This window comes from Methylorubrum thiocyanatum (genome assembly GCA_014138645.1).
Classification (GTDB): domain Bacteria; phylum Pseudomonadota; class Alphaproteobacteria; order Rhizobiales; family Beijerinckiaceae; genus Methylobacterium; species Methylobacterium thiocyanatum.
The window spans coordinates 519057-536294 of the sequence record JACJIB010000002.1 but is presented as its reverse complement, the minus strand read 5'-3'; the positions used below and the strand labels follow the sequence as shown (position 1 = coordinate 536294).

The 17238-nt window shown below is 70.3% G+C and carries 14 protein-coding genes; 7 read left to right on the top strand and 7 right to left on the bottom strand.

Annotated features, from left to right (window positions below; translation table 11 throughout):
• Positions 1–63: 63 nt before the first annotated feature.
• From HNR51_RS06325 to HNR51_RS06295, 7 genes are all read right to left on the bottom strand, one after another.
• Positions 64–399, bottom strand: a complete 336-nt coding sequence (locus HNR51_RS06325) for a hypothetical protein (protein ID WP_182554338.1) — start codon at positions 397–399, stop codon at positions 64–66.
• A 3-nt stretch (positions 400–402) separates the two neighbouring features.
• A complete protein-coding gene (locus tag HNR51_RS06320) occupies positions 403–900 on the bottom strand; it encodes a TspO/MBR family protein (RefSeq protein ID WP_182554337.1) in 498 nt (165 codons plus the stop codon).
• The gene (locus tag HNR51_RS06315) at positions 897–2090 is read right to left on the bottom strand and encodes a geranylgeranyl diphosphate reductase (protein ID WP_182554336.1); all 1194 of its coding nucleotides are present in this window, start codon (positions 2088–2090) and stop codon (positions 897–899) included. Before HNR51_RS06315 ends, HNR51_RS06320 begins: the two co-directional genes overlap by 4 nt.
• Positions 2091–2094: 4 nt before the next feature.
• Positions 2095–3462, bottom strand: coding sequence for a BCD family MFS transporter (locus tag HNR51_RS06310; protein ID WP_182554335.1), 1368 nt, complete (start codon positions 3460–3462; stop codon positions 2095–2097).
• The gene (gene chlG, locus HNR51_RS06305; RefSeq protein WP_182554334.1) at positions 3459–4346 is read right to left on the bottom strand and encodes a chlorophyll synthase ChlG; all 888 of its coding nucleotides are present in this window, start codon (positions 4344–4346) and stop codon (positions 3459–3461) included. Before chlG ends, HNR51_RS06310 begins: the two co-directional genes overlap by 4 nt.
• 122 nt (positions 4347–4468) lie before the next feature.
• On the bottom strand, positions 4469–5929 hold the full coding sequence (gene ppsR / locus HNR51_RS06300; RefSeq protein ID WP_182554333.1) for a transcriptional regulator PpsR: 1461 nt from the start codon (positions 5927–5929) through the stop codon (positions 4469–4471).
• 27 nt (positions 5930–5956) lie between these two features.
• The gene (locus HNR51_RS06295; protein ID WP_182554332.1) at positions 5957–6844 is read right to left on the bottom strand and encodes a cobalamin B12-binding domain-containing protein; all 888 of its coding nucleotides are present in this window, start codon (positions 6842–6844) and stop codon (positions 5957–5959) included.
• A gap of 257 nt (positions 6845–7101) precedes the next feature.
• Between HNR51_RS06295 and bchF the strand changes: the two genes are divergently transcribed.
• Genes bchF through HNR51_RS06260 form a run of 7 tightly spaced genes read left to right on the top strand, consistent with a single transcriptional unit; the run spans position 7102 to position 17233 of the window.
• Positions 7102–7605 carry a 2-vinyl bacteriochlorophyllide hydratase gene (gene bchF, locus HNR51_RS06290; protein ID WP_182554331.1) on the top strand — a complete coding sequence of 168 codons (504 nt, stop codon included), beginning with the start codon at positions 7102–7104 and terminating at the stop codon, positions 7603–7605.
• Positions 7602–8870, top strand: coding sequence for a ferredoxin:protochlorophyllide reductase (ATP-dependent) subunit N (locus tag HNR51_RS06285; RefSeq protein WP_182554330.1), 1269 nt, complete (start codon positions 7602–7604; stop codon positions 8868–8870). The genes bchF and HNR51_RS06285 overlap by 4 nt, the downstream gene beginning before the upstream one ends.
• 4 nt (positions 8871–8874) lie before the next feature.
• On the top strand, positions 8875–10467 hold the full coding sequence (gene bchB, locus HNR51_RS06280) for a ferredoxin:protochlorophyllide reductase (ATP-dependent) subunit B (RefSeq protein ID WP_182554329.1): 1593 nt from the start codon (positions 8875–8877) through the stop codon (positions 10465–10467).
• Positions 10442–14170: a magnesium chelatase subunit H gene (locus tag HNR51_RS06275; protein ID WP_182554328.1), complete on the top strand. Its 3729-nt coding sequence runs from the start codon at positions 10442–10444 to the stop codon at positions 14168–14170. The genes bchB and HNR51_RS06275 overlap by 26 nt, the downstream gene beginning before the upstream one ends.
• Complete coding sequence (bchL, locus tag HNR51_RS06270; protein WP_012457046.1) at positions 14167–15060, top strand: ferredoxin:protochlorophyllide reductase (ATP-dependent) iron-sulfur ATP-binding protein; 894 nt, start codon at positions 14167–14169, stop codon at positions 15058–15060. The genes HNR51_RS06275 and bchL overlap by 4 nt, the downstream gene beginning before the upstream one ends.
• Entirely contained in the window at positions 15060–15791 is a 732-nt protein-coding gene (gene bchM / locus HNR51_RS06265; RefSeq protein WP_182554327.1) for a magnesium protoporphyrin IX methyltransferase, read from the top strand. Before bchL ends, bchM begins: the two co-directional genes overlap by 1 nt.
• Positions 15788–17233, top strand: coding sequence for a BCD family MFS transporter (locus HNR51_RS06260; protein ID WP_182554326.1), 1446 nt, complete (start codon positions 15788–15790; stop codon positions 17231–17233). The genes bchM and HNR51_RS06260 overlap by 4 nt, the downstream gene beginning before the upstream one ends.
• The last annotated feature ends 5 nt before the right edge of the window (positions 17234–17238 follow it).

The following is a 17238-nucleotide window of genomic DNA, read 5'->3' as shown; positions in this document are numbered from 1 at the left end:
TCCAGATGCGAGGAATCCCGGCCAAGAATCGTTCAAAATCGGCGGTGGACGCGCACCGAACGCTCACCACCCTCGGTTGTTCCACGGCGGCTTGTCACAGCTCGTTGAAAGTGTTCCACCGTCGCGGCGGAAACGGAGCGCCATCTCGGTAAGGTGGGCGGCAAGCGCCGCGCTCAGCCAGGCGGCGACGGCGGACCACGACGCGCCGGTGAGCGCCGCCCGCACGGCCAGCATCAGCGCGGCCCCGGAGGCGAGGTTACTCAGGAGTGCGCCCGGCGCCGGCCCCCGGCCCATGCGCGCCCGCAGACCGATCAGCACCAGCGCCTCCAGGGCCACCAGCACGAGGATCGCATCGACGATCCGCCCTGACGCGAAGAGGGGGGCGAAGAAGGCGTCCATGGCTCACGCGCCCCCGAAGCGCGGGTTGAGCCGGACGATGGTACGGTTCAGGCAGGCGGCGACGCTCACCCAGGCGAGATAGGGAAGGTTGAGCAGCGCCGCCGCCACGGACACCCGGCCGAGGGTGAACACCACCGCGAGGATGGAGAACCACAGCAGCAACACCTCCGCGAAAGCCCAGTCGGGCCGGCGCAGGCGGAAGAAGATCACGCTCCAGGCAATGTTGAGCACGCCGTTGACGGCAAAGACCGCAATCAGCCGGGTTCGGGCCGCCGGATCGGAATCGGCGTTCCAGGCGATGATCGCCGAGGCCGTGGTGAGGATGAAGATGACGGTCCAGACCGGGCCGAAGGCCCAGTCCGGCGGCTTCCATCCGGGCACGCGCAGGCGATGATACCAAGCGTCGGTCCGGGTCGCGACCCCGCCGGCCACGGCGACCATGAGCGCCAGCAAGGCGGCGAGGGCGGGCGGCTCCCAGCCGCCGGCCAGCACCCCGTTCACGGCGAGACCCAGCGGAACAGGTGCGCGAGATCCTTGAAGAAGATCCGCGCATGGGCGGCGGGCTTCGCGCGCACCAGCTCCTTGTTCATGTAGGCGTCCCAGGTGAGCTGCTGGACGTCCTTGTCCTTGCAGATGGCGACGAAGCGCTCCCGCAGGCCGTCGCTGCGGTACCAGACCCACTGCATCATTCCGAGGATCCAGAAGACCCGCCCGTGCAGACGCATGAATTTCTTGCGCGCGCCGGCCAGCGCGCGGGCGTCGCCCGCCACGAGGAACGCGCCGGCGGCCTCCGCCGCGAGGCGCCCGCCGAGCATCGCGTAGTAGATTCCTTCCCCCGAGGCCGGCGCGACGACGCCGGCCGCATCGCCGGCAAGCAGCACGTCGCGGCCGTTGTCCCAGCGCCGCAGGGGCTTGAGCGGGATCGGCGCACCCTCCCGACGAATCGTCTCGCAGGCTTCCAGACCGGTACCGGCGCGCAGCTCGCGAATTGCGCCGCGCAAGGAGAAGCCCTTGCGGGCGCTTCCCGTGCCGACGCTCACGGTCTCGCCGTGCGGGAAGATCCAGGCGTAGAAATCCGGCGAGAGGCGGCCCTGGTAGTAGACGTCGCAGCGCGCACCGTCATGCTGAGGCCCCTCCGGGCGCCGGACGATCTCGTGATAGGCGAACACCTGCCGCATCCGTGCATGGCCCGGGATCTCGGCGCGTCCGACGGCCGACGTGGCCCCGTCGGCTCCGATCACGAGGCGGGTCTGCACCTGCCGCGCCTCACCCGCCTTGCCCTGCCGGTAATGCACCGTCGCGAGACCGGCGTGATCGCGGGTGATGCGCTCGAACAGGCCGTCGCGCAGGTCCGCCCCGGCGAGCGCCGCCCGCTCGCGCAGGTAGGGATCGAAATGCTCGCGATCGACCATGCCGACGAATCCCTCACCGACCGGCATGTCGACGTGGCGGGCACTCGGCGCCACCATCCGGGCGCTGCGGATACGCGCGACGAGGAGGGAATCGGGGATCGCGAAGTCGCGGATCAGCCGCGGCGGGATCGCGCCGCCGCAGGGCTTGATCCGCCCGGCCTTGTCGAGGAGCAGCACCCGATGGCCGGAGGCCGCGAGATCCGCGGCTGCGGTTGCGCCGGCCGGGCCACCGCCCACCACCACGACGTCGAACGTTTCGCAAGCGCCGTGGTGTGCCATTGGGCTACCTCGCCTCGAAGCCGGGATTGAGCTGGAAGGAGGCCGTCTCGGTCAGCGGATTGCGCCGCCGCCCGACGGTGACGTGCTCGACGCTCAGGCTGATGAGCAGCGCGACGAGGAACAGCACGCCCTCGGCCGCGAACACCGTGGCGTAGGCGTAGACGGGCTCGGAGGCGGCGAGGCGGGCGAGATCGACCGCCAGCGTTCCGAGGAAACCGCCGGCTCCGAATGCGACGCCCTGAGCCGCGCCCCAAACGCCCATGCGTGTGCCGCGTTCGGTCTCGCCGCCGCGGCCGGCGAGCGCCATCATCGAACCGATCGCCGCCACCGCGTAGACGCCGTTGCCGAAACCGAGCCCCGCCACCGCCGCCCGCAGGGGAAAATCCGGTCCGATCGGCCCGCCGACGGAGATCGCCGCAAGGGCCAGAGCCGAGAGCGCGCAGCCGACTGCGGTCCACAGCTTCAGCGAACCGAGCCACGGGCCGCCGACGAAGACGGTGACGCCGGCGACGAACAGCATGCCGGCCAGCACGCCGCCGTGCTGAAGCCCGGCCAGCTTGGTGGTCGCCCCCGGCGTCATCGCGAAGACGAGGCCGGCATAGGGTTCAAGGATCAGCTCCTGCGCGCTGTAGGCGAGCATCGAGACGAAGATAAACAGGGTGAAGCGCCGTGCCGCCGGTTCGGCCAGCACCTGCGCCAGCACCGCGCGGAAGGGCGGCTTCTTCTCCGCCCGGGCCGTGGCCGATGCGCCCCGTCGCGGCTCGATGCGGGTGACCGCGAGCACAGCCACGGCGAAGGCGATCAGCGAAACGGTCCCCGACACGGCCATGAGCCGCGCGCCGGAGAACGGATCGAGGAAGTGGCCGGCGAGCGGGGCGGTGACGGCGAAGCCCGCGATCATCATCACCCAGACGATGGTCGCCGCCGCGCCCCGACGCCCGGCCTCGACCCCGGTCGCAAGCAGGACGAGGAGCGAGGTCCCCGCCGCCCCCGCGCCCATGCCGACGAGCAGGAAGGAGAGGATGGCGAGCGCCAAGCCAGCGGTGAGATGACTGGCGGCGAGCGCCGTGGCGGCCGCGGCACCGAAACCGCCGAGGCAGAGCGCCGCCATCCCGCCGACGATCCAGGGCGTGCGCCGACCGCCGACATCGGAGCCGTAGCCCCAGCGCGGCCGCAGCACCTGCGTGGCGTAATGCAGGGCGACGAGTCCCCCCGGCACGATCGCGGGCAGCGCCAGCTCCACCACCATCACCCGGTTGATGGTCGAGGTCATGAGAACCACGACCGCCCCGAGTGCGGTCTGGACGAGGCCGAGCCGGACGATCTGGAGCCAGGAGAAGGCGGGGAACGAGGGGAGCGGCGCGCTTGTCATGACGCTAGCCCTTGCACGAGAGGGCGCAGGGCGAAAGCCGAGGCCAGCATGCCGAGGACGTAGAGTGTCGTGCCGGTGCCGTTGTACCAGGCGGCGCGGGCGCGGGGCGCCTTCAGGAAATGCGTCATCAGCGCGAGCTGCCCCGCGAGCAGAGCGCCGACCAGTGCGGCCTGCCAGGGCCGCTCCCAACCGATGAGAAGCCCCACCACCGCGACCTGCGGAAGCGCCATGACGAGGCAGGCGAAGCGCGCGGCGCGATCGGAGCCGAGCTGCACCGGCAGCGAACGCAGCCCCATGGCCCGGTCCCCCTCCACCGACTTGAAGTCGTTGAGGGTCATGATGCCGTGGGCGCCGACCGAGTAGAGCAGGGCGACGAGGAGCACCCGCCGGTCGGGCATCGACGCGGCCATCACCGCCGCGCCGGTGAACCACGGCAAGCCCTCGTAGCAGAGCGCGACCGCGGAGTTGCCCCACCAGCCATTGCGCTTCAGCCGGAGCGGCGGTGCGGAGTAGATCCAGGCGAGCACGAGGCCGAACAGCGCGGCTCCCAGGATCCAGGGTCCGAGCATCCCGGCGACGAGCAGCGACAGCATCGTCCAGCCGGCGGCGAGATAGAGCCCCCAGCGGCCAGGAATGCGCCCCGACGGGATCGGCCGGTCCGGCTCGTTGATGGCATCGACATGGCGGTCGAACCAGTCATTGGCCGCTTGGCTCGTCGCGCAGACGAGCGGCCCGGCCAGCACGACGCCCGCGGCGATGACGGGCCATTGTCCCGAGGGGGCCTGACCGGAGGAGATGACCCCGCAGCCGAAGGCCCACATGGGTGCGAACCATGTGATCGGCTTGAGAAGTTCGACGACGGCGCTCGGAGCAGGCGTTGCCATGCAGGCAAGCTACCGACGCCCCTCGGCTTGTGTCAAGCAAGCTTTACACATGGTCTAAAATAAGATGAGACAGCCTTACGCCCTGCGATCATGAATTATCCTGCAGGCGCGGAGCCTCCGCCTCAGGGTGTCAACTCTGGGTCGTTTCCATCGAGATCGCCGATGCCGTAGCGGCGCATCTTCGCGTAGAGACCCTGCCGGCTGAGGCCGAGCATCTCGGCCGCCGAAGCCCGGTTGTCCCGGGTGATTCGCAGAGCCGCCTCGATGCACAGCTTCTCGATGAGATCGGTGGTCTCGCGCACCAGGGCCTTCATCGAGACACGGCCGACGAGTTCGGTCATCTGCTCGACCGAACGCGGCAGGTCGTGGCTGCCGCCCGCATGGACGGGCGCGGTCCGCCGGGGCGTCGCCCGGATCGTCAGGCCGAAGCAGGGCTGGTCGGCATGGGAGGCGGACACCGCGGCAACCTCCACCTCCTCCACCGAGCCGTACTGGCCTCTCATGACCGTCGGGAAATGGCGGACCGATCCGTGGTCGCGCAGCATCGCGAACAGCGCGAGCGTGTCGGTCTCCTCACGGCCGAGCCAGCCGTCGAGTGACTGTCCGCGCACCTGCTCCTCGGTGGCGTGCTGCGTGAGATCGAGAAAGGCGGTGTTGGCTGTGAGAATGCGGCGCGAGGCGTCGGTGACGACGAACCCCTCCGGCATCCGCTGGATGATGTCGAGCGCGCCGCCGCCGAACTCGGCGCGCTCCGGCGCCACGCGGGTCAGCGGTGTGAGGCGCAGCAGCACCGAGGTCGCACCGTCGCCGCGGAACAGGGAGGCGGAGACGCGGACCTCGCCCCGTCCACCAGCCAAGGGCGCGACGAGGTCCGTCGCTTGGCCGGTGACGCGCAGGCCGGCGAACAGCGTCTGCAGTTCGCGCAGGCTTCCCGCGTCGAAAAGCTCGGCCGCATCCTGGCCGAGGACGCGCTTCTGCGGCCGGCCGAGCAGCCGCATCGCCGCCGGATTGATCTCCGTGACCCGCCGCGTGCCGGCATCGACCACCAGCACCGGCTCGCCGGAGAGCTGGAACAGGAGCTTGTAGCGGGTCTCGGCGCTCCGCAGGCGGTCGTAATCCCGCTCCAGCGCCTGCTGGGTTTCGGCCAGACGCCGCTGGAGCGCGGCAACGGTCCGGAGATCCTGGCCGATCACGATGATCGGCCCCTCCTTGCGGGGGCGGAGTGTGGCGTAACGGATCGGCAGATCCGTACCGGTGGGGGAGGGGTGATTGACCTGCCGCCAGCGGGTCATGGTGCCGGGCGCCGCGTCGCGCAGCAACGCATCGATCTTCGGGCGGCTCTCGACGGTCACCGTGTCGATCCATGGCCGCCCGAGCCAGGATTCGATGCCGTGGCCATCGAGATCGGCCTGCCCGGCCGCGGTATCGCGGATGATGCCGTGATCATCGACCACGAGGGACAGATCGGAGGTCGCAGCAATCAGCAGGCCGGCCGCCTCACCGTCGAGGAGACCGGCCGCCTGATGCAGCGCCGGGGAAGGGCGCCGGGGAGAGGGGCTCGCCAAGCTGCTCAAGGTCAACACTTCGTGATGGCGCGGAAAGCGCCCTTATCAACAGGCTCGCGTCCGCATTTCAAGCAAGCTTTCAGCGATGAGCGGTGCAAGCCGCCCATCTTCTGCGGTGCCGTCTGCGCCGACGAGGCGCGCTTGGTTCGGATTTCTGGCGAAATAGGGACCGCCGACCAGCACCTTGACCCTGGGATTGAGGGAAGCCGCGCGCAAGGCGCGGATCGCCTCCGGAAGGGCCGGGACCAGGACATCGCAGGCCAGGGTCAGGCCGAGGACATCGAACCATTCCGCGCCGATCAGCTCGACGGGGTCGAGGTTCGAATGGGCGCCGGTCGTCGTCACATCCCATCCCGACTCGCGGAAAATGGTCGCCACCAGGGACAGGCAGAAGACGTGGGTCTCCCCCGGGCACGGCAGCAGGAGGATGCTGCGCCCGGATGCATCGGCCGATTCGTCCTCGACGCGCGCGCAGAGATCGCGTGTGGCGGCCTGGAGCCGCCCGAGGGCGACGGTCACATCCACGAAGTCACAGGCGTCCTCCTCCCATAGATGGCCGAGATGCCGGGCCACGGGCGCAAGGAGTTCGACCAGCACCGCTTCAAGCGTCAGCCCTTCATCGAGGAACTGCAGGAGGTGAAGGGCGAGATCGGTGTCCGTGCGCGCCAGCAGCAATTCGCTGAGGCGCTGGACCTCGTCGGGGGTTGGACGGCGCGCCGATCCCAGCCCTCGCGGCTGCAGCCGCTGACGGTGCGCCAGCATGAGACGGGGCAGGATCTCGGCCTCGACCACGCTGGCCAGCTGGCTGCGCATCCCCGCGCCCTCACGCGGATGCTCGAAGGCCGAGCACGCCGGCGCCTCCGTTACCACGCCGCAGTCCGGTGCCAGGGCAGGGAGTTCCAGACGCTCGCCGAAATGCCTCCACTCACCCATGGGCGTCTCCCTGAGGATGCAGACCGGCCGGCTAAGTGCACTTTATTGCACTGCACGAGCCCGAAGCAACGGAAGCGTGTAGGCCAACGATACGCTCACTCTCACGTTTGGCAATCCCCGCCGCTTCTCTGACCTGAGGGAAATGTAATCCTTGTTGATCGTCAAGCTGGATTGACACTTTCCGACGTCCAGGCCTAGGCTCGGGTCAATCGAGGTCCCGCACGGATGGGACTGGAACGCGAGCGAGGGCGGACGCCATGCGTCAGCGCCAGGGCCGGCACCAACCGCTCTATTCGAGCGCCGAGCGTCAGAGGCGTGACGGCTCGCCCTGGACCCTGGTGCAGGGCGTGCTCGCTCCGCTGCAGTTCCTCGTCTTCCTTGTCAGTCTCGGCCTCGTCGTACGGACGCTGGCCAGCGGTGAGGGCGCCGCGGCCGCCAACGCCTCCGTCGTCGTCAAGACGCTCGTTCTCTACGCGATCATGGTGACGGGCTCGATCTGGGAGAAGGTCGTGTTCGGCCGCTACCTGTTCGCACCGGCCTTCTTCTGGGAGGACGTGTTCAGCATGCTCGTGCTGGCGCTGCACACGGCCTACCTTACCGCCCTCGGATTCGGCTGGCTCGACACGCACGGATTGCTCGTGCTGGCGCTCGCGGCCTACGCCGCCTACCTCGTCAATGCCGGACAGTTCCTGCTGAAGCTGCGCACGGCGCGGCTCGAAGCACCCGCCCCCCTCGCACTCGCGGGGGAGGTCGGTCGATGAACGCGCACGCCCCCCTTCCCTCAGGCACCTGCGGGCCTTCGATCCGCATCGAGCGCGGCCAGCGGGCGGTGTTCTGCGGGCTCACCGGCATCGTTTGGCTGCACCGGAAGATCCAGGACGCGTTCTTCCTCGTCGTCGGTTCGCGCACCTGCGCCCACCTGATCCAGTCGGCCGCGGGCGTGATGATCTTCGCCGAGCCGCGCTTTGCCACCGCCATCATCGACGAGCGCGATCTCGCCGGCCTCGCAGACATGAACGAGGAACTCGATCGCGTCGTCACCCGGCTGATCGAGCGGCGGCCCGACATCCGGCTGCTGTTCCTCGTCGGCTCCTGCCCCTCGGAGGTGATCAAGCTCGACCTGTCGCGGGCGGCGCTGCGGTTGTCGCAGCGGATGGCGCCGAGCGTGCGGGTGCTGAACTATTCGGGCTCGGGCATCGAGACGACCTTCACGCAAGGGGAGGATGCCTGCCTCGCCGCCCTGGTGCCGGATCTGCCGGAGGCGGTGTCGACGGACGAACTCCTCGTCGTCGGCGCGCTCGCCGACGTGGTCGAGGACCAGTTCGCCCGGCTGTTTTCCGATCTCGGCATCGCCGCCCGCTTCCTGCCGGCGCGGCGGACGAGCCAGATGCCCGCCGTCGGGCGCGGCACGCGCTATCTCCTCGCCCAGCCCTTCCTCGCGGACACCGCCCGCGCCCTGGAACAGCGCGGCGCCCGGCGCATCGCCGCCCCGTTCCCGCTCGGCGCCGAGGGCACCACGGACTGGCTGCGCGCGGCAGCCGACAGCTTCGCCGTCGATCCCGCCCGCTTCGCGGCGGCGACGGCCCCGGGCCTGCGCCGCGCCCGACAAGCCCTGTCCGCGCATTCGGAAAAGCTCGCGGGCAAGCGGGTGTTCTTCTTCCCCGATTCTCAGCTCGAAGTGCCGCTCGCCCGCTTCCTGTCGCGGGAGATGGGCGTCGAACTGATCGAGGTCGGCACGCCCTACCTGCATCGCGGCCACCTCGCCGCCGAGATCGAGCGCCTGCCCGACGGCACGCCCGTGGTCGAGGGCCAGAGCCTGGACGACGGGCTCGACCGCTGCCGGGCAGCACGACCGGACCTGACCGTCTGCGGCCTCGGCCTCGCCAACCCGCTGGAGGCGGAGGGGCTGACCACGAAATGGTCAATCGAGCTGCTGTTCACGCCGATCCAGGGCTACGAGCAGGCGGGCGACCTCGCCGAACTCTTCGCGCGTCCGCTCGACCGGCGCGCCCGGCTGGAGGTGTAGCACCGTGCAGCTCACCGTCTGGACCTATGAGGGACCGCCGCATATCGGGGCCATGCGGGTCGCGACCGCGATGGAGGGCCTGCACTACGTGCTGCACGCGCCGCAGGGCGACACCTATGCCGACCTGCTGTTCACGATGATCGAGCGGCGCGCCGAGCGCCCGCCGGTCACCTACACGACGTTCCAGGCGCAGGATCTCGGCCGCGACACCGCGGCGATCTTCAAGGACGCGGTCGCCGCCGCCTACGCGCGGTTCCAGCCGCAGGCGATGATCGTCGGCGCCTCCTGTACGGCGGAGCTGATCCAGGACGATCCCGGCGGTCTCGCCAGGGCGCTCGACCTGCCGGTCCCGGTGATCCCGCTGGAGCTGCCGGCCTACCAGAAGAAGGAGAACTGGGGCGCCTCCGAGACCTTCTATCGGTTGGTGCGCGCCCTTGCCGGCGCCCCGGCGGAGCGGCCTCCGCAGGGGACGCGCCGGCCGTCCTGCAACATCCTCGGCCCGACCGCGCTGGGATTCCGCCACCGCGACGATCTGATCGAGATCCGCCGGCTCCTCGACCGCCTCGGGATCGCGGTGAACGTGGTGGCGCCCCTCGGCGCCAGTCCGGCCGATCTGACCCGCCTCGGCGAGGCCGACTTCAACCTCGTGCTTTATCCCGAGGTGGCGCGCAGCGCCGCGCTGTACCTCGAAAAGACGTTCCGCCAACCCCTCGTCGACGTGGTGCCGATCGGCGTCGGGGCGACCCGCCGTTTTATCGAGGCCGTTGCGGCGCTCGCCGAGGTCGATCCCGCGCCTGTCCTCGCCGACGTCGCGTCGCGGCTGCCCTGGTACTCCCGCTCGGTCGACTCGACCTACCTCACGGGCAAGCGCGTCTTCGTCTTCGGAGACGCCACCCACGCCCTCGCCATTGCCCGGGTGACCACGCAGGAACTCGGCTTCCGGCTCGTCGGGCTGGGCACCTATATCCGCGAATTCGCCCGCGAGGTCCGGGCGGAGGCCGCTCTCCACGGCATCGAGGCGACGATCACCGACGACTACCTCGACGTCGAGGCCGCGATCCAGGCGGCGGCGCCCGAACTGGTGCTCGGCACCCAGATGGAGCGCCACATCGCCAAGCGGCTGGGCATCCCCTGCGCGGTGATCTCGGCGCCGATCCACGTGCAGGATTTTCCCGCCCGCCACTCGCCGCAGATGGGGTTCGAGGGCGCCAACGTCCTGTTCGATACGCTCGTGCACCCCCTGATGATGGGGCTGGAGGAGCATCTCCTCGGGATGTTCCGCGACGATCCCGAATTTCACGATGGCGCCGCCCCGTCTCATCTCGGCCACGGGCCGAACCGGAAAGCGGACGCCTTGGAACGGGTGCCGGAGGCTCCCCCCCTCGCTCCGGCGCCCGTTCCAGCCATCACCGTCCAGGGGGCCGACGCGGTTCGCACCGCGCCATGGGCGCCCGAGGCCGAGAAGGAGCTGAAGAAGATCCCGTTCTTCGTGCGCGGCAAGGCCCGCGCCAACACCGAGCGCTTCGCCCGCGAGCGGCACCTGCCGCTCATCACCCTCGAGATCCTCTACGATGCCAAGGCGCATTTCGGCCGCTAGGCCCCCGTTCCGCGTCGTCATCGTCACGCTCGACAATCACTTGGCGAGCGCGGTGGAACGGGCGCGGCTGCGGCTGGCCACGGAGATGCCGGGCCTGTCGCTGAGCTTCCACGCGGCCGCCGAGTGGGAGACCGACGGGGCGGCGCTCCGGGCCTGCGAGGCGGAGATCGCGCGCGCCGACATCGTCGTCTCGGCGATGCTGTTCCTCGACGAGCACGTGCGGGCGATCCTGCCGGCGCTGCTCGCCCGGCGCGCGTCCTGCGATGCGATGGTCGGCTGCCTTTCGGCCGCGGAAATCGTGCGCACGACGCGGCTCAACCGCTTCGACATGAGCGGGGCCAAGCGCTCGGCCCTCGACTTCCTGAAGCGGCTGCGCGGCAAGCCGGGCGCGGAGGGCAATGCCGCGCGGCAGATGGCATTGGTGCGCAAGCTGCCGAAGATCCTGCGATTCATCCCCGGCTCGGCGCAGGACGTGCGGGCCTACTTTCTCACCCTTCAATATTGGCTCGCGGGCTCGGACGAGAACGTGGCGAGCCTCGTGCGCTTCCTCGTACAGCGCTACGCCGCCGGTCCGCGCGCGGCATGGCGGGAGATCGCCGCCGCGCCGGCGCCGCAGCATTACCCCGAGACAGGCCTGTACCATCCGCGCCTGCCGGGCCGTGTCGGCGAGACCCTGTCCGCCGTGCCCATCGTGCCCGGCGCCCGCGGCCGCGTCGGCCTGCTGCTGATGCGCTCCTACGTGCTCGCCGGCAATACGGCGCATTACGACGGCGTCATCGCCGCCCTCGAAGCGCGGGGCCTGTCGGTGGTACCGGCCTTCGCCGCCGGGCTCGACAACCGCCCGGCGGTGGACGCCTTCTTCACGGAGAACGGCCGCCCGGCGATCGACGCGCTGGTCTCGCTCACCGGCTTCTCGCTGGTCGGCGGCCCGGCCTACAACGACGCGGCGGCGGCCGAGGCGACGCTCACGCGGCTCGACGTGCCCTATCTCGCAGCCCACGCGCTCGAATTTCAGACGATCGAGCAATGGGAGGCGGGTTCCCGCGGCCTTTCTCCGGTTGAGGCGACCATGATGGTCGCGATCCCCGAACTCGACGGCGCTACCGCGCCGACGGTGTTCGGTGGCCGCTCCTCGGCATCCGGCAGCGGCAATGCCCGCGACATGCGCGTGCATCCCGAGCGGGCCGAGCGGCTTGCCGCCCGGATCGAGCGCCTCGTCTCTCTGCGGCGCAAGCCGAAGCACGAGCGGCACCTTGCCGTCGTGCTGTTCAACTTTCCGCCCAATGCCGGCGCCACCGGCTCGGCCGCTTTCCTCTCGGTCTACGCCTCGCTGCTCAACACCCTGCGCGGGCTCGCAGCCGACGGTTACACGGTCGAGATTCCCGCCAGCGTCGATGCACTGCGCGACAGAATTCTCGGCGGCAACGCTGCGCGCTACGGCACGCCGGCCAATGTCCATGCCCGCGTGTCCGCCGAGGATCACGTCCGCCGCGAGACGTACCTGCCGGAGATCGAGGCGCAGTGGGGGCCGGCACCGGGCCGCCACCAGAGCAACGGCGCCGACATCCTCGTGCTCGGCGCGCAGTTCGGCAACGTCTTCGTCGGGGTGCAGCCCGCCTTCGGCTACGAGGGCGACCCGATGCGGCTGCTGTTCGAGCAGGGGTTCGCACCGACCCACGCCTTCAGCACCTTCTACCGCTGGCTGCGCGAGGATTTCTCCGCCGACGCGGTGCTGCATTTCGGCACCCACGGCGCACTCGAATTCATGCCCGGCAAGCAGACCGGGCTCTCGGCGGCCTGCTGGCCCGAGCGTCTGATCGGCGCGGTGCCCAACATCTACCTCTATGCCGCCAACAACCCGTCGGAGGGCACGCTCGCCAAGCGCCGCTCCGCCGCGACGCTGGTGAGCTATCTCACCCCGAGCCTCGCCGCGGCCGGCCTCTACCGCGGCCTGAGCGATCTCAAGGTCTCGGTCGAGCGCTGGCGCGGCCTGGAACCGGAGGCGGCGGCCGAGCGGACGGCGCTCGCCGCGATCATCCAGGCGCAGGGCGCGGCGGTCGATCTCGTCGCCGCCGAGCCGGCCTGGGACGGCAATCCGGGTCCGCATGTGGCCGCGCTCGCTGCCGCGCTCACGGAACTCGAACAGACGCTGATCCCGCACGGTCTCCACGTCGTCGGCGAGGGGATGGTGCGCGAGGAACGGGTCGATCTCCTGCTCGCCCTGGCGGACGCCTCGCACGGGCTCAAGCCCGCCCGCGCCGGGATCGACAGACTGGTCGAAGGCGCGAGCCTCGGGGAAGCGCTCACCGCCGCGGGGCTGCCCGCCGACGAAACGCACCGGAGCGCCTTCGCCGACCTTGCCCGGATCGACCGCGAACTCGCCCGCGACAGCGAGCTTCCCGCGCTGATGCGAGCACTGGATGGGCGGTTCGTGGCGCCCGTTGCGGGCGGCGATCTGCTGCGCAACCCCGGTATCCTGCCGACAGGGCGCAACCTGCACGGCTTCGACCCCTATCGCCTGCCCTCGGCTTTCGCGATCGCCGATGGCGCCAAGCAGGTGGCGCGAGTGCTGGAGCGGCACCTCTCCGAGGGTCGGGCGCTGCCGGAGAGCGTCGCCCTCGTCCTGTGGGGCACCGACAATCTGAAGAGCGAGGGCGGCCCCATCGCCCAGGCGCTGGCACTGATCGGCGCGGCGCCCCGCTTCGACGGTTACGGCCGGCTCGCCGGAGCCGAACTGATCCCGCTCGAACGCCTCGGCCGCCCGCGCATCGATGCGGTGGTGACGCTCTCGGGCATCTTTCGCGACCTGCTCCCGCTCCAAACCAAGCTGCTGGCGGAAGCGAGCTTTCTCGCCGCCAGCGCGGACGAGCCGGCCGACGACAACTTCGTGCGCAAGCATGCCCTGGCGATCCAGGCCGAGCAGGGATGCGACTTCGAGACGGCGGCCCTGCGCGTCTTCTCCAACGCCGAGGGCGCCTACGGCGCCAACGTCAACCATCTGGTCGAATCCGGCCGCTGGGACGACGAGGACGAACTCTGCGAGACGTTTTCGCGGCGCAAGAGCTTCGCCTACGGCCGCACCGGCCGCCCGGCGCCGCAGCGCGACCTGATGAAGGCGGTGCTGGCCCGGGTCGATCTCGCCTACCAGAACCTCGACTCGGTCGAACTCGGCGTTACGAGCGTCGATCACTACTTCGACGGGCTCGGCGGCATGGGCCGGGCGGTGGCCCGCGCCAAGGGCGCGAGCGTGCCGATCTACATCAGCGACCAGACCCGCGGGGAGGGCCGCGTGCGCTCGCTCGACGAGCAGGTGGCGCTGGAAACCCGCACCCGCATGCTCAACCCGAAATGGTACGAGGGCCTGCTCGGCCACGGCTACGAGGGCGTGCGCCAGATCGAGGCGACGCTGACCAACACCGTCGGCTGGTCGGCCACCGCCGGTGCGGTGCAGCCCTGGATCTACGAGCGCATCACCGAGACTTTCGTGCTCGATGCGGCCATGCGCGACCGCATGGCGACGCTCAACCCCACCGCCTGCGCCAAGGTCGCGAGCCGCCTGATCGAGGCTCACCGCCGCGGCTTCTGGACCCCCGACCGGGCGATGCGCGACGCGCTCGACCGTGCCGAGGAGGAGCTGGAGGACCGCCTCGAAGGCGTCACGCCCGGCGCCTTGCCCGGCATCACCGCAGGAGTCGCGGCATGAATATCGCCATCCGGAACCCGGTCCCGATCCGCCGCGAGGAGGGAAGCCTTCAGGTCGCCCTCGACCCCGCAGACCGTATCGAGACCGCCAAGGTCTTCGCGGTCTACGGCAAGGGCGGCATCGGCAAGTCGACGACGTCCTCGAACCTCTCGGTCGCCTTCTCGAAGCTGGGCAAGCGCGTCCTCCAGATCGGCTGCGACCCGAAGCACGATTCGACCTTCACGCTCACAAAGCGCCTCGCGCCCACCGTGATCGACGCGCTCGAATCCGTGAACTTCCACTCGGAGGAGTTGCGGCCAGAAGACTTCGTGGTCGAGGGCTTCAACGGCGTGAAATGCGTCGAGGCGGGCGGGCCGCCCGCCGGCACCGGCTGCGGCGGCTATGTCGTCGGCCAGACGGTGAAGCTCCTCAAGGAGCATCATCTCCTGGAAGACACCGACGTCGTCGTGTTCGACGTGCTGGGCGATGTGGTGTGCGGCGGGTTCGCCTCGCCGCTTCAGCACGCCGACCGGGCCTTGATCGTCACCGCCAACGATTTCGACTCGATCTTCGCCATGAACCGGATCGTCGCGGCGATCCATTCCAAGTCGAAGAACTACGGCGTGCGTCTCGGCGGCGTCATCGCCAACCGCTCCGCCAAGACCGATGAGATCGACCGCTTCAACGCGGCGGTGGGCCTGCGCCGGTTGGCGCATTTCCCCGACCTCGACGTGGTGCGCCGCTCGCGCCTGAAGAAATCGACCTTGTTCGAGATGGAGCCTTCGCCGGAGCTGAAGGCCGTCACCGACGAGTACATGCAGCTCGCCGAGACCCTCTGGGCCGGCGCCGACCCCTGCGAGGCGGTGCCGATGAAGGACCGCGACCTCTTCGAGTTTCTCGGGTTCGATTGATGAGCACGCCCTATCTCACCCGCCGCTCGCAACTCGAGACCTATTTCGACCGCACCGCGGTCGAGGCGTGGTCGCGTCTTACCTCCGACGCGCCGGTCTCGAAGATCCGCGCCACGGTGCGGGCCGGGCGCGACGCCATGCGCACAAACCTCCTCGGCTGGCTGCCGGAGGATCTGACGGGTCTGCGCCTGCTGGACGCCGGCTGCGGCACCGGCGCGCTCGCCGTCGAGGCCGCGCGCCGCGGCGCCGAGGTGGTGGCGATCGACGTCTCGCCGACGCTGATCGGTCTGGCCCGCGAGCGCCTGCCGGCGATCCCGGGACCCGGCTCCGTGGATTTCCGGGTCGGCGACATGCTCGACCCCTGGCTCGGCCGCTTCGATCATGTCGTCGCGATGGATTCGCTGATCCACTACCAGGCGCCGGATATCGTCCGGGCGCTCGCCGAACTCTCCTTGCGCACCGATGGCAGCCTTCTGTTTACGGTCGCCCCGCGGACAGCTCTGCTGACGCTGATGCACGCGGCCGGCAAGCTGTTTCCGAAAGCCGACCGGGCGCCCGCGATCGTGCCGGTGACGGAGGGCGGCCTGCGGCGCCGCATCTTGCGCGAGCCGGCGCTGGGGCGCTTCGCCATCGGCCGCACACGGCGGGTCAATAGCGGGTTCTATCTCTCGAACGCCATCGAGTTGCGCAAGCAGGCGTCGCCTCCGACGGCGGGCGCAGCGTCGCGATGAGGTCCGGCCTTGCCATCACCCAGGCGCTGCTGCGCCTCGGCCCGGCGATCCTTCCCTTCGCCGACGCGGCGACGAAGGAGCTGCCGCTCGGGCGGCTGATGCGGCTGTCGCTGTTCCAGGTCACCGTCGGCATGGCCGCGGTGCTGCTGATCGGCACGCTCAACCGGGTCATGATCGTCGAACTTGCGGTGCCGGCCTGGATCGTTGCGGTGATGCTGTCGCTGCCGCTGCTGTTCGCACCCTTGCGGGCGCTGGTCGGCTTCCGCTCGGATACGCACCGCTCGGTGCTGGGCTGGCGGCGCGTGCCCTATATCTGGTTCGGCACGCTGCTTCAGTTCGGCGGGCTGGCGATCATGCCGTTCGCCCTGCTGATCCTGTCGGGCGACACCACCGGCCCGCTCTGGGTCGGCCATGCGGCCGCCGCGCTCGCCTTCCTGCTCGTCGGTGCCGGGCTTCACACGACGCAGACGGTGGGTCTGGCGCTCGCCACCGATCTCGCCCCCGCCCATGCCCGGCCGAAGGTGGTCGCGCTGCTCTGCGCTATGCTGCTCGCCGGCATGATGGGCAGCGCCGTGCTGTTCGGTCTGGCGCTCGCCCATTTCTCGGCGGTCCGCCTGATCCAGGTGATCCAGGGCGCGGCCCTCGTCACCCTCGTGCTCAACGGCATCGCCCTGTGGAAGCAGGAGCCCCGCGACCCGCACCGTACCGACCGGGCGCAGCCGCGGCCGCGTTTCTCGCAATCCTGGCGCGGCTATGCCAGGGAGGGCACCGCGCGGCGGCGGCTCGCGGCGATCGCGCTCGGCACCGCCGCGTTCTCGATGCAGGACATCCTGCTCGAACCCTATGGCGGCCAGATCCTCGGCCTCACGGTCGCGCAGACCACGGCACTCACCGCGATGCTCGCGGCTGGCGGCGGGCTCGGACTGATCGCGGCGGCGCGCTGGCTCAACCGCGGCGGCGATCCCTACCGCGTGGCGGCGGTGGGCACGGTGATCGGCATCGCCGCGTTCTCAGCGGTGATCTTCGCCGCGCCGCTCGCCTCCGCCCGGCTGTTCGCCGCGGGCGTCACGCTGATCGGCATCGGCGGCGGCCTGTTCGCGCACGGCACGCTGACCGCCTCGATGGCCAAGGCCGGGCCGGAGGATACAGGCCTCGCGCTCGGTGCCTGGGGCGCGGCACAGGCCACCGCCGCCGGCACGGCCATCGCCGCGAGCGGCATCCTGCGCGATGTCGGCGCAGCGGTCGCCCAGTCGGGCGCGCTCGGCGAAGGCATGAACGAGCCCGCCATCGGCTACCTCATCGTCTACCACGTCGAGATCGCGCTCCTGTTCGCGACGCTCGTCGCCATCGGACCGCTCGTGCGCGCCGAGACCCCTGAGGCCGGCCGCCCGGACGAGGGACAGCCCGGCCCATTCCATCCCCTCGTCAACCGTCCCACCTGATCGGG

Bases quoted from the DNA above. Each gene is read 5' to 3' on its own strand.
- HNR51_RS06310 (WP_182554335.1), bottom strand. From the start codon at position 3,462: ATGACAAGCGCGCCGCTCCCCTCGTTCCCCGCCTTCTCCTGGCTCCAG.
- bchM (WP_182554327.1), top strand. From the start codon at position 15,060: ATGAGCACGCCCTATCTCACCCGCCGCTCGCAACTCGAGACCTATTTC.
- HNR51_RS06260 (WP_182554326.1), top strand. From the start codon at position 15,788: ATGAGGTCCGGCCTTGCCATCACCCAGGCGCTGCTGCGCCTCGGCCCG.
- HNR51_RS06325 (WP_182554338.1), bottom strand. From the start codon at position 399: ATGGACGCCTTCTTCGCCCCCCTCTTCGCGTCAGGGCGGATCGTCGAT.
- bchL (WP_012457046.1), top strand. From the start codon at position 14,167: ATGAATATCGCCATCCGGAACCCGGTCCCGATCCGCCGCGAGGAGGGA.
- chlG (WP_182554334.1), bottom strand. From the start codon at position 4,346: ATGGCAACGCCTGCTCCGAGCGCCGTCGTCGAACTTCTCAAGCCGATC.
- HNR51_RS06295 (WP_182554332.1), bottom strand. From the start codon at position 6,844: ATGGGTGAGTGGAGGCATTTCGGCGAGCGTCTGGAACTCCCTGCCCTG.
- bchF (WP_182554331.1), top strand. From the start codon at position 7,102: ATGCGTCAGCGCCAGGGCCGGCACCAACCGCTCTATTCGAGCGCCGAG.
- HNR51_RS06275 (WP_182554328.1), top strand. From the start codon at position 10,442: ATGCCAAGGCGCATTTCGGCCGCTAGGCCCCCGTTCCGCGTCGTCATC.
- HNR51_RS06285 (WP_182554330.1), top strand. From the start codon at position 7,602: ATGAACGCGCACGCCCCCCTTCCCTCAGGCACCTGCGGGCCTTCGATC.
- HNR51_RS06315 (WP_182554336.1), bottom strand. From the start codon at position 2,090: ATGGCACACCACGGCGCTTGCGAAACGTTCGACGTCGTGGTGGTGGGC.